General features: G+C 66.1%; 8 protein-coding genes and 2 rRNA genes (1 of these 10 only partly in view). 5 read left to right on the forward strand and 5 right to left on the reverse strand.

Translation table 11 applies throughout. The features are described 5' to 3' along the window. From nikC to NBY65_RS06265, 3 genes are read right to left on the reverse strand one after another with little or no spacing between them, the layout of a single operon-like run. Complete coding sequence (nikC, locus tag NBY65_RS06255) at nucleotides 1-903, reverse strand: nickel transporter permease (protein WP_150038218.1); 903 nt, start codon at nucleotides 901-903, stop codon at nucleotides 1-3. Next, a complete protein-coding gene (locus tag NBY65_RS06260; RefSeq protein ID WP_239002607.1) occupies nucleotides 900-1,913 on the reverse strand; it encodes an ABC transporter permease in 1,014 nt (337 codons plus the stop codon). The genes nikC and NBY65_RS06260 overlap by 4 nt, the downstream gene beginning before the upstream one ends. Further along, complete coding sequence (locus NBY65_RS06265) at nucleotides 1,910-3,496, reverse strand: ABC transporter substrate-binding protein (protein WP_150038216.1); 1,587 nt, start codon at nucleotides 3,494-3,496, stop codon at nucleotides 1,910-1,912. Before NBY65_RS06265 ends, NBY65_RS06260 begins: the two co-directional genes overlap by 4 nt. A 596-nt stretch (nucleotides 3,497-4,092) precedes the next feature. On the opposite strand from NBY65_RS06265, the gene NBY65_RS06270 reads away from it, so the two are divergent. From NBY65_RS06270 to NBY65_RS06290, 5 genes are read left to right on the forward strand one after another with little or no spacing between them, the layout of a single operon-like run. Further along, nucleotides 4,093-5,703, forward strand: coding sequence for an ABC transporter substrate-binding protein (locus NBY65_RS06270; RefSeq protein WP_150038214.1), 1,611 nt, complete (start codon nucleotides 4,093-4,095; stop codon nucleotides 5,701-5,703). Then, complete coding sequence (locus tag NBY65_RS06275; protein WP_150038212.1) at nucleotides 5,700-6,695, forward strand: ABC transporter permease; 996 nt, start codon at nucleotides 5,700-5,702, stop codon at nucleotides 6,693-6,695. Before NBY65_RS06270 ends, NBY65_RS06275 begins: the two co-directional genes overlap by 4 nt. Beyond that, on the forward strand, nucleotides 6,692-7,549 hold the full coding sequence (locus NBY65_RS06280) for an ABC transporter permease (RefSeq protein WP_239002606.1): 858 nt from the start codon (nucleotides 6,692-6,694) through the stop codon (nucleotides 7,547-7,549). Before NBY65_RS06275 ends, NBY65_RS06280 begins: the two co-directional genes overlap by 4 nt. A gap of 11 nt (nucleotides 7,550-7,560) precedes the next feature. Continuing rightward, nucleotides 7,561-8,556 (forward strand): ABC transporter ATP-binding protein, encoded by a 996-nt coding sequence (locus tag NBY65_RS06285; RefSeq protein ID WP_150038210.1) that lies wholly within the window; start codon nucleotides 7,561-7,563, stop codon nucleotides 8,554-8,556. Further along, entirely contained in the window at nucleotides 8,553-9,536 is a 984-nt protein-coding gene (locus tag NBY65_RS06290) for an ABC transporter ATP-binding protein (RefSeq protein ID WP_150038208.1), read from the forward strand. The genes NBY65_RS06285 and NBY65_RS06290 overlap by 4 nt, the downstream gene beginning before the upstream one ends. Before the next feature lie 128 nt (nucleotides 9,537-9,664). On the opposite strand, the gene rrf is transcribed toward NBY65_RS06290, so the two are convergent. Together rrf and NBY65_RS06300 are read right to left on the reverse strand one after the other, a co-directional pair. Further along, nucleotides 9,665-9,779 (reverse strand): 5S ribosomal RNA (rrf, locus tag NBY65_RS06295). Nucleotides 9,780-9,906: 127 nt separating this feature from the next. After that, nucleotides 9,907-12,283: ribosomal RNA gene (locus tag NBY65_RS06300) — 23S ribosomal RNA — on the reverse strand; it runs 360 nt beyond the window's last position.

Raw genomic sequence — 12,283 nt, forward strand, 5'->3', positions numbered from 1 at the left:
TCAGCGCTGCTTCGGGTCCAGCACGTCACGCAGGCCGTCGCCGAGCAGGTTGAAGGCCAGCGAGGCAACGAAGATGGCGATGCCGGGCACCATGGGCACCCACCACTGATCGAGGATGAAGCGTCGGGCGGTGGCGATCATCGCCCCCCATTCCGGCGAGGGCGGCTGCGCCCCCATGCCGAGGAAACCAAGGCTGGCGGCGGTGAGAATGATGCTGCTCATGTCCAGCGTGACGCGCACCACCACGCTGGGCAGGCAGAGCGGCGCGATGTGGCGCAGCACGATGCGGGCGTGCGAGGCACCGGTGAGGCGGGCGGCGGCGATGAAATCGGTGCCCCGGACGGTCAGCGCCTCGGCGCGCGCCAGCCGCGCATAGGGCGGCCAGGCGGTAAGCGCGATGGCGAAGATGGCCGAGGTGATGCCGGGCCGGATGGCGGCGACGAAGGCAAGGGCGAGGATCAGGCGCGGAAAGGCCAGGAAGACGTCGGTCAGCCGCATCAGCACGCGGTCGAGCAGGCCACCGGCATAGCCCGCGACACAGCCAATCGCGAGGCCGACCGGTGCGACCAGCGTCACCACCGCGACCACCATTCCCAGCGTGACCCGTCCGCCATGCAGCAGGCGCGAATAGATGTCGCGGCCGAGTTCGTCGGTGCCGAGCCAATGCTGTGCCGAGGGCGGCTGCAAACGCTGGGCGAGGTTCTGGGCGGCGGGATCGTGGGTGGCGAGCCATGGGGCGGCGAGCGAGGTGGCGATCAGCAGCATGACCACGACGAGGCCGCCGAGGGCCAGCGGGTGGGCGCGGAAACTGCGCCACAGCCGGTAGCGCTGCCCCCACGCCGCCTGGGCGCGCGAGGCGGGGGTATCGGTGAGCAGCCAGTCGCGCCAGGACGCCGCGCTCATCGGACGCGCGGATCCATTAAGCGGTAGAGCAGGTCGGCGACCAGGTTGAACACCAGATACGTTATCCCCACCACCAGCGTCGCGCCCAGCACGGCGTTCATGTCGGCATTCAGCAGCGACACCGTCAGGTACTGGCCGAGGCCGGGCCAGGAGAACACCGTCTCGGTTACCACCGCGCCTTCCAGCAGCCCGGCATAGGTCAGCGCCAGCACCGTCACCAGCCGTACCGCGATGTTGCCGAAGGCATGGCGCCAGATCACCCGCATGGCCGACAGCCCCTTGGCATGCGCGGTGACGATGTATTCGCCGGACAGGGCATCGAGCATGAAGGCGCGCGTCATGCGGGCGATGTACGCCATGCTGAACCAAGCCAGCACGCCCGCGGGCTGCAGCAGATGCGCCACGGCGTCGCGGAAGGCATCCCAATCGCCGGCGAGCAGCGCATCCACCGTCAGGAGGTTGGTGATCGCCGGCACGGTGTCCTCGAACACCACGTCCTGTCGCCCCGGTCCCGGCGCGATGCCGAGGGTGGCGTAGAAGATCAGCAGGGTCAGCAGGGCCAGCACGAAGATCGGCACCGAGTGCCCGGCGAGGCACAGCACCCGGATGGCGTGGTCGGTGCGCGTGCCCTGCCTCACCGCCGCCAGCACGCCGAGCGGCACGCCGGCCAGCGTGGCGATCACGATCGCCACCGTCGCCAGTTCGAGCGTGGCGGGAAAGAAGCGGGCGATGTCGTCGACCACGCTGTGCGAGGTCATCACCGAGCGGCCAAGATCCCCCTGCAGCAGCCGCCCGAGATAAAGGGCGAACTGCACCGGCAAGGAACGGTCGAGGCCCAGTGCGGCACGGGTCTGCTCGACCACGTCCTGCGGCGCGCGGTCGCCGACGATGGCCAACACCGGGTCGATCGGCATCACCCGGCCGATGAAGAAGGTCACCAGCACCAGGCCCAGCAGCGTGATCGCCACGCTGCCGAGCCCGCCAGCGAGCACGCCCAGGCGACGGATCACGCGGTCTTGCTGGCGGTGTAGAAGACGTTGCGACCCGACAGCGGCGCGATCTCGAAGCCCGTGACAACCTTGCGCAGCGCCGCGGTTTCCTGGCTCTGCAGCATGATGGCAAAGGGGCTGCGGGCCTGTGAATCGCGCTGCAGTGACTCGTATTCGGCGATGCGCTTCCTGGCGTCGGTTTCGCGCGCGGCGGCGGCGGCACGCTCGCTCAGCTCGGTGTCCTGCCAGGAATTGCGCCAGGCGAGCGTACGGCTGCGGGCCGTGTCGGAATTGTCGGTGTTGATGTTGAAGGCTTCGGCGTTGGTGTGCGGATCGAAATAGTCCGGCCCCCAGGCGAGCAGGGCAAGCTGATGCTGGCGGGCGCGGGTGCGGGTGAACACCTGGCGACTTTCGCCGGCGACCAGCGTCACCTTGATGCCGAGTTCCCCCAGGTTAGCCTGGATCGCCTGGGCAATGTCGGCAGTGGGCTGGATGGAGGCATGGTCAAGCGTCACCTCGAAGCCCTGGGCGAACCCGGCACGGGCGAGCAGGTCGCGGGCCCGGGCCAGGTCGCGGCGGAACGGCTGGTCCTTGATGGAAGCGGGGAAGCCTTCGGGCAGGAAGCTCTGGTGCACCCGGTGGGTGAAGGGGGTGATGTTCTTCTGGATGGCGTCGTAGTCGATCGCCCACTTGATCGCCTGGCGCACCTCGGGCCGGGCCAAAGCGGGGTGCGCCTGGTTCATGCCCACATAGAGCAGCGAGCCCCGCAGCGCCCGAGAGAGTCGCAGCGACGGGTCGGCCTCGGCGGCACGCAACTGCTCGGCCTGGAGATCGCGAGCGATGTCGATGTCGCCCTTCTGCAGTTGCAGCAACTGCGCGGATGGATCGGCGATGTGCTTGACAATGACGCGCCGCGTTTTCGGGCGGACCAGGGCATGCGGGTTGGTCTCGTAGAGCACCGTCTCGTTGGCCTTCCAGTTGCGCAGCACGTACGGCCCGCTGCCGGCGCTATGGGTCTTCAGCCACTGGTTGCCGAGATCATCTCCCTGGGCATTGGCCAGCACCTCGGCTTTTTCGACCACGCTGGCGACGTTGGCGGTGAGGCAATACAGCAACAGGGTCGGCGCGACCTGGGCGCCGACCGTCAGCACCAGGGTGCGGGGATCGGGCGCGACGATGCGGACATCGACGTTGTCCCTGGCGAAGCCGAACTGGGTGAGGATGAAGGCCGGCGTCTTGTTCAGCTTCACCGCGCGTTGCAGCGAAAAGGCCGCATCCTCGGCGGTGACCGGCTTGCCGGTGGCGAATTTCGCATTGCCGCGCAGGTGGAACGTGAAGGTGACGCCGTCCGGGGCGACCTCCCATGTCTCGGCCAGATCCCCCTTCAGGCGGTTCGGGTCGGCGGGATCGGGCTCCAGCAGGCGGTTGTAGCAGTTGCTCACTGCCTCGCCACCGTTCACCTCGAAGGTCTCGCCGGGATCGAGGCTGATCAGTTGCTCCAGTTGCTGGCCAACCACCAGCACATCCTTCGGGGTGGCGGCAAACGCCGACGGAACGAAAGCGGTCGCGGCCGAGGCGGCCAGAACACTGCGACGGGTCAGCATGGTGGGGCTCCGGAACATCCGAGATCGGCATTGAACGGCAGGGGCATTGTCTCCACAACCTCGCGCCGCCGTGTTTTCACAGAAGGGCGTGAACTCCCGCTCGCTCCTGGCATCCGGCCCACGGGATTCCGCTTCAGGTCGGCACGGAAGGCGGCATGACGGATAAAATGCAGCGATGCCTGCGAAACATCGAAGGTCACGATACCAGGATCCCGGAATGCATCGAACGCCGACAGTCAGCCTCGCCGTGAACACGATACAAGATTGTAAATTCGATTTTTATACGATGCATATTGCGTTGCGCAACACTCATTCGGAATCATGCAACACCCTGACACCCTATCATCGGGGCCTGGCAACGACCATATGTCATTGCAGTTTCGGTTCGACGGCCCTTTAATTTAACGTGCATTTATAGTGTTTTAATTTGCCATGCGAATAAATGTTGTATTTAATGATCCAGGTCGCCAAGCTCCGCATGGCCGCCACCTGCCCCAGTGAGACCAGGTCCATGCCCGGATGCCGCGCCGCGCTTCTCCGTTCAGCGATCGCGCCCGGGCCCATTTCCCGCCATTGCCGAAACCGGAATTTCGTCCATGCACCGACGTGATCTGCTTGCTGGAAGCCTGACCGTCGCCGGTATCCCCTGGCTGTCGCTCCGCCCCGCCGCCGCCGAGGCGCCCGCCACGCCGGTGCGTGGCGGCGTGGCCCGCATCGCGGTACAGGAACCCGCCATCCTGACCTCCGCCTTCCTGCCGACGATGAACATCGGCATGGTTTCTTCGAAGATCCTGGAGGGGCTGGTCAGTTACGACCTCGACCTCAGGCCTGTGCCGGCCCTGGCGGAATCGTGGGAAACGTCGGCGGATGGCCTGCGCGTCACCTTTCATCTGCGGCGTGAAGCAAAATGGCATGACGGAACGCCGTTCACCTCGGCCGATGTGCGCTTCACCCTCCTGAACGTGTGGAAGGCGCTGCATCCCTTCGGCCGCGCCGTCTATGCCAACGTCACCGAGGTCGAGACACCCGATCCGCACACCGCGGTGGTCGTGCTGTCCGCCCCGGCGCTCTATCTGTTCAACTACATCAACACCTATGGCTCGCAGATCCTGCCCCGCCATCTCTACGAGGGCACGGACATCCTGAAGAACCCGGCCAACGCCGCGCCCATCGGCACCGGCCCGTTCCGCTTCAAGGAATGGGTCCGCGGCAGCCACATCACGCTGGAACGCAATCCCGATTACTGGCAGCCGGGGAAACCCTACCTGGACGGCATCATCTTCCGCTTCATCCCCGACGCCGTGGCCAGGACGGTGGCACTGGAAGCAGGAGAAATCGACCAGGCCATCGGCTCGCTGATCCCTGTCACCAGCCTGCGGCGCTTCGCCGACACCTCGCGCTATTCCATCGCCACCGAGGACGGACGCTTCCTCGCTTCCATTTTCCTCGCCCAACTGAATGTCCGGCGCCCGCCCCTGTCCGACCGGCGGGTGCGGCAGGCGCTCTCCCATGCCATCGACCGGGCGGCGCTGGTGCGGCTGGTATGGCAGGGCTACGGCAAGCCGGCCACAGGGCCCATCCCCTCTTCGGTCACGCAGTACTACTGGCACGGCACCCCGCAGGCCTACGACCCAAAGAAAGCCGAGCAACTGCTGGACGAGGCGGGACTCCGCCGCGGTCCGGACGGCAGGCGCTTCCGCCTCAACCTTGTCAACGGCAGCGGCGACAGCCTGGAAGCCATCCGCGCGAGCGAGTTCCTCAAGCAATATCTCGGCCGTGTCGGCGTCGACATCGACATCGACATCATCGTCGACGAACCCGCCGCCTTCCTGCGCCGCGTCTACACCGACGCCAACTACGACATCATGATCTCCAGCCTGCACCGGCTGCCGGATCCGACGCTCGGCGTGCAGCGCCTCTACTGGACACGCAACATCATCAAGGGCGCGCCCTGGACCAACGGCTCCGGCTATTCCAACCCGGAACTGGACCGCATCATGGAGGCTGCGGCGGCCGAGGGCGACGTGACGCGCCGCCGGGCGCTGATCCGGCGCTGGCAGGACATCGCGCAGGAAGACGTGCCGATCCTCGACCTGGTGGAACTGACCTGGACCACCGTTTCCACCGCGCGCTTGCGCAAGCTGCGGCCGCAGGGCGACGGCCTGTTCGCCGGCCTGGAGGATGCCTGGCTGGTGCCCGCCCGGTGATCCGGCCGGCGCTGTGGCGCTATTTCCTGCGCCGGCTCGCGCAGGTACTGCCGGTGCTGTTCGGCATCGCCGCGCTGAACTTCCTCATCCTGCAGATCGCGCCCGGCGACGTGGTGGATGTGCTGGCGGGCGAGGCCGGCGCGGCGACCCCGGAATACATGGCCGCGCTGCGCCGCAGCTTCGGCCTGGACCAGCCGCTGTTGCTGCGCTTCGCCCATTACCTGTGGAACCTGGCGCAACTGCAGCTCGGCTTCTCCTTCCGTCAGAACATGCCGGTGCAGGAGCTGATCCTGACCCGGCTGCCGGCCACGCTGCTGCTGATGCTCTCGGCCCTGGTCATTGCCGTCGTGCTCGGCGCGCTGCTTGGCGTCATCGCCGCGGCGCGGGTGCATAGCTGGATCGACAGCGCGATTTCCGGCCTCGTGCTGCTGACCTACGCGGTGCCGACCTTCTGGCTCGGACTGATGGCCATCGTGCTGTTCTCCGCCGGCCTCGGCTGGCTGCCCTCGGGCGGAATGGTGACGGTCGGCGCGGATCTGCACGGCGGCGCGCTGGCAGGGGATGTGCTGGCGCATCTGCTGCTGCCGGCGCTGACGCTCTCCACCTTTTATCTCGCCGTCTATACCCGGCTGGTGCGCGGCGCCATGCTGGAACTCCATGGCGCCGACTTCATCCGCACCGCCCGCGCCAAGGGCGCGCCCGAATGGCGCGTGACCCTGCTGCACGCCTTCCGCAACGCGCTGCTGCCGATGGTGACGATGCTCGGCTACCAGGCCGCCTCGCTGCTCAGCGGCGCGGTGCTGGTGGAAACGGTGTTCAGTTGGCCCGGCCTCGGCCGGCTGGCCTTCGAGGCGATCCGCGCGCGCGATCTCAACCTGTTGCTCGGCATCCTGTTCTTCAGCTCGATCCTGGTGACGCTGGTGAACCTCGCGGTGGACCTGCTTTACGTCGCGATCGACCCGCGCGTCGACCTGCAGGCGCGACGCTCTTGAACGACCCTCCGGACAGCACGCGGCGGGGCTTGCTGCGCCGCCTCGCGCGGCAGCGCAGCGCCTGTGCCGGCGGGGCATTGCTGACGCTGGTGCTCGCGCTGGCACTGCTCGGGCCGTTCGTCTGGCCGGGCGATCCCTGGGCGATGGCGGCGCCCCCCATGCTGTGGCCGGGCGAGAATCTGGCCAATCCGCTCGGCACCGACGTGATGGGACGCGATCTCGCCATGGGGCTGGTCTCCGGCGCGCGGGTCTCGCTGCTGATCGGCTTCGTCAGCACCGCGATCGCCGCCTGCGTGGGCACGCTGCTCGGCGCGCTGGGTGGCTTCTACGGCGGGCGCGTCGATGCCCTGCTGATGCGCCTGACGGAACTGTTCCAGACCGTGCCGACCTTCGTCCTGGCGGTGGTGCTGGTGGCGGTGTTCCAGCCATCGGTCGCGACCGCGACGGTGGCCATCGGCATCGTCTCCTGGCCGGCCACCGCGCGGCTGGTGCGGGCACAGTTCCTCGCCCTGCGTGGGCGGGAATTCGTGCTGGCGGCGGAAACCTTCGGCATGGGGCCGGTCCGGTTGATCTTCACGCAGATCCTGCCCAACGCGCTGCCGCCGGTGATCGCCATCTCCACGCTGACCATCGCCCACGCCATCCAGACGGAAGCGGCCCTGGCATTCCTCGGCCTCGGCGACCCGAACGTCATGAGCTGGGGCACCATCATCGGCAGCGGCCGCGAGCAACTGAGCGAGGCATGGTATGTCTGCGGCCTGCCCGGCATCGCCGTCATCGTCACGGTGCTGGCCTTCAACCTGCTCGGCGAGGGGTTGAACGACGCGCTGAACCCGCATCTGCAGCGGCGCTGAGGAAACCCGGAATGGCCCTGCTGGAGATCCGCGGCCTGCGCACCTGGTTCCGCACCGAAGCCGGCATGCTCAAGGCGGTGGACGGCGTCGACCTGACGCTGGAGCGCGGCGAGACGCTGGCCCTGGTCGGCGAGAGCGGCAGCGGCAAGTCGGTCACCGCCTGCTCGCTGCTGCGCCTGGTGGAGCCCGCCGGCGGGCGCATCGCCGGCGGGGAGGTGCTCTTCCGCGGCACCGACCTGCTGCGGCTGGACGCGGCCGGTATCCGCGCCGTGCGCGGCGACCGCATCGCCATGATCTTCCAGGAACCGCTCTCGGCGCTCAACCCGGTGCAGACCATCGGCGCGCAGATCGTCGAGGCGCTGCGGCTGCATCGCCGCCTGAGCCGCCGTGCTGCCTGGAAGCGGGCCATGGAATTGCTGGCGCTGGTGCAGATCCCCTCGCCGCACGAGCGGGCCCGCGAATTCCCGCACCGGCTGTCGGGCGGCATGCGCCAGCGGGCGATGATCGCCATGGCGCTCGCCTGCGAGCCGGAATTGCTGATCGCCGACGAGCCGACCACGGCGCTCGACGTCACCACCCAGGTGCAGATCCTGGCCCTGCTGCGCGACCTGCAGCGGCGTCTTGGCATGGGCCTGCTGCTGATCACCCACGACCTCGGCGTGGTGGCGGAAGTCGCCGACCGCGTCGCCGTCATGTATGCCGGCCGGGTGGTGGAGGAAGGTCCGGTCGACCGTTTCTTCGCTGCCCCCGCCCACCCCTACGCGCGCGGCCTGCTCGATGCGGTGCGGCTGGAGGCACTGGCGCCCGGCAGCCGGCTGCCGGAGATCCCGGGCATGGTGCCCTCGCTGGTGCGGCGGCCGCCGGGCTGCGCCTTTGCCCCCCGCTGCGCCCGCGTCTCTCCCCGCTGCGAAGAAGAGGATCCCGTGCTGCGCACCGAAGCCGATGGCTGTCGCCATGCCTGCTTCAACCCGCATCGCGGCGACGACGCCGGCCAGGCCGCGGCATGACGCCGCCGCTGTTGGACCTGCACAGGGTGACGTGCGGCTTCGTCACGGCGCGTGGCGTGGTGCGCGCGGTGGAAGAGGTCAGCCTGCGGCTGCACCATGGGGAAACGCTGGGATTGGTGGGGGAGAGCGGGTGCGGCAAATCGACTCTCGCCCGGCTGGCGATGCGCCTGATTGCCCCCGGCAGCGGCAGCATCCGCTTCGACGGCATCGACCTGGCAACGGCCCGCGGCGAGGACCTGCGCCGCTACCGCGCCGCCGTGCAAATGGTCTTCCAGGATCCCTATGCCGCGCTCAACCCGCGCGAGACGATCGGCACCATCCTGGAACAGCCCCTGATCGTGCATCGCCGCGGCGGCAGGTCCGCGCGCCGGGCCGAGGCGCTTGCCATGCTCGCGCGCGTCGGCCTGCGGCCGGAACTCGCCACCCGTTACCCCTCGGAGCTCTCCGGCGGCCAGCGCCAGCGCGTCGGCATTGCCCGTGCGCTCATGCTGCAGCCGCGCATGTTGGTCTGTGACGAGGCGGTCTCAGCCCTTGATGTCTCGGTGCGGTCGCAGGTGCTGAACCTGTTGCTGAGGCTGCGCGCCGACCACGGTCTCGGCATGCTGTTCATCTCGCACGATCTTTCGGTGGTGCGCCATCTCGCCGACCGGGTGGCGGTGATGTATCTTGGCCGGATCGTCGAGTTCGCGCCACGTGACATGCTGTGGCAGGCCCCGCTGCATCCCTACACGCGTGCCCTGATGGCCGCGACACCGCTCGCCAATCCCGCCGCGGCACGGAGCCGCGTCGCACCGCCCTTGCCTGGCGAGGTGCCGAGCCCGCTTGATCCGCCGCCCGGCTGCCACTTCCATCCGCGCTGCCCGCTGGCAATCCCGAGATGCCGGCAGGAAACACCGGACCTGCACGAGGCAACATCCGGCCATTCGGTGGCCTGCCACCTCGCCGGTGAGTCGCCCTGTGCACTCCCGATGGTCGGATAAGCCGATCCGTCCGGGATCCGGGCGCCGTTCGAGGTGACCGCAACTGCGGTGAAACGCTTGATGCGAAGGGGGGAAAACGATCGTGGTGTATGGAGTGTTGGTGTGGTGGGGTCAGGGTGGGTTTGAAGACCTGGCGGCGACCTACTCTCCCGCGTCTTAGGACGCAGTACCATGGGCGCTGGGGTATTTCACGGCCGAGTTCGGGATGGGATCGGGTGGGGGGACCCCGCCAGAGCCACCAGGTCGTCAAACCCACCCTGATTGTGTGTGTCAGGGTGTGGGGGCAGGTTCTGGTGTTTGCGTCGGTGTGTGTGCGTGGTGAGGCCTGAGTGGCGGTTGGTGTGGATGACTGCTGTGCGTGATGGGGGAGATGATCGAGCCTGTTGGGCGATTAGGACCGGTTAGCTGAGCGCGTTGCCGCGCGTATACATCCGGCCTATCGACGTGCTGGTCTTGCACGGCCCTCGGGGAGACCTGGTTTTGAGGGAAGTTTCCCGCTTAGATGCTTTCAGCGGTTATCTTGTCCGCACATAGCTACCCGGCGGTGCCGCTGGCGCGACAACCGGTTCACCAGAGGTGCGTCCATCCCGGTCCTCTCGTACTAGGGACAGCTCCTCGCAAGTCTCCTTCACCCACGGCAGATAGGGACCGAACTGTCTCACGACGTTCTAAACCCAGCTCACGTACCACTTTAATCGGCGAACAGCCGAACCCTTGGGACCTGCTCCAGCCCCAGGATGTGATGAGCCGACATCGAGGTGCCAAACCTCCCCGTCGATGTGGACTCTTGGGGGAGATCAGCCTGTTATCCCTAGAGTACCTTTTATCCGTTGAGCGATGGCCCTTCCACGCGGGACCACCGGATCACTATGGCCGACTTTCGTCTCTGCTCGAGCTGTCGCTCTCGCAGTCAGGCGGGCTTATGCCATTGCACTCAGCAGCCGATGTCCGACCGGCCTGAGCCCACCATCGCGCGCCTCCGTTACCATTTGGGAGGCGACCGCCCCAGTCAAACTGCCTGCCATGCAGGGTCCCGGATCGGGCTGACCGATCGCGGTTAGACATCAGAAGCGCCCAGGGTGGTATTTCAAGGTTGGCTCCGCCGAAGCTGGCGCCCCGGTTTCAAAGCCTCCCACCTATCCTACACAGTGCTCTCCTAATGCCACTGCAAAGCTGCAGTAAAGGTTCATAGGGTCTTTCCGTCTGACCGCGGGTACCCCGCATCTTCACGGGGAATTCAATTTCGCTGAGCCGATGCCGGAGACAGTGGGGAAGTCGTTACGCCATTCGTGCAGGTCGGAACTTACCCGACAAGGAATTTCGCTACCTTAGGACCGTTATAGTTACGGCCGCCGTTTACCGGGGCTTCAATTCAGTGCTCGCACACCTCCTCTTAACCTTCCGGCACCGGGCAGGCGTCAGACCCTATACGTCGTCTCTCGACTTCGCAGAGCCCTGTGTTTTTACTAAACAGTCGCTACCCCCTGGTCTGTGCCACCCGACCATGGTTGCCCACAGCCGGGTCCCGCTTATCCCGAAGTTACGCGGGCAATTTGCCTAGTTCCTTCGACATCGTTCTCTCAAGCGCCTTGGTATACTCTACCAGTCCACCTGTGTCGGTTTCGGGTACGGTCTATACGCTGGAGCTGTTTCCCGGGATGTTCCGGCCGCAGGGACAATCCGATAAGCCCCCACCACGTTTCACATCCGTCACTTCCAGCAGGCCCAGGAATTTTAACCTGGTTCCCATCGACTACGGCTCTCGCCCTCGCCTTAGGGGCCGGCTCACCCTGCGCGGATTAACCTTGCGCAGGAACCCTTGGACTTTCGGCGACAGTGTTTCTCACACTGTTTGTCGCTACTCATGTCAGCATTCGCACTTCCGATACCTCCAGGAGGGGTCACCCCACTCCCTTCGCAGGCCTACGGAACGCTCCGCTACCGCGCAGATTGCTCTGCACCCGCAGCTTCGGCACGTGGCTTGAGCCCCGTTACATTTTCGGCGCAGGATTTCTATTAGACCAGTGAGCTATTACGCTTTCTTTAAAGGATGGCTGCTTCTAAGCCAACCTCCTGGTTGTTTTGGAATTCCCACATCCTTTCCCACTTAGCCACGATTTGGGGGCCTTAGCTGGCGGTCTGGGCTGTTTCCCTCTCGACGATGGACCTTAGCACCCACCGTCTGTCTGCCGCGCTGCACTCCTCGGTATTCGGAGTTTGGTTAGGTTTGGTAAGTCTTTGGGACCCCCTAGCCCATCCAGTGCTCTACCCCCGAGGGTGATCACACGACGATCTACCTCAATAGATTTCGCGGAGAACCAGCTATTTCCGAGTTTGATTGGCCTTTCACCCCTAGCCACAGCTCATCCCCGACTTTTTCAACAGGCGTGGGTTCGGCCCTCCAGTGGGTGTTACCCCACCTTCAGCCTGGCCATGGCTAGATCACTCGGTTTCGGGTCTTCTGCCCGCGACTGAACGCCCTGTTCAGACTCGCTTTCGCTGCGCCTACGCCTATCGGCTTAAGCTTGCCGCGAACAGAAACTCGCTGACCCATTATACAAAAGGTACGCCGTCACCGCAGATGCGGCTCCGACTGCTTGTAGGCATTCGGTTTCAGGTCTATTTCACTCCCCTCATCGGGGTGCTTTTCACCTTTCCCTCACGGTACTTGTTCGCTATCGGTCACCAGGGAGTATTTAGGCTTGGAGGGTGGTCCCCCCATGTTCAGACAGGATTTCACGTGTCCC

This window comes from Rhodovastum atsumiense, assembly GCF_937425535.1.
Lineage (GTDB): Bacteria > Pseudomonadota > Alphaproteobacteria > Acetobacterales > Acetobacteraceae > Rhodovastum > Rhodovastum atsumiense.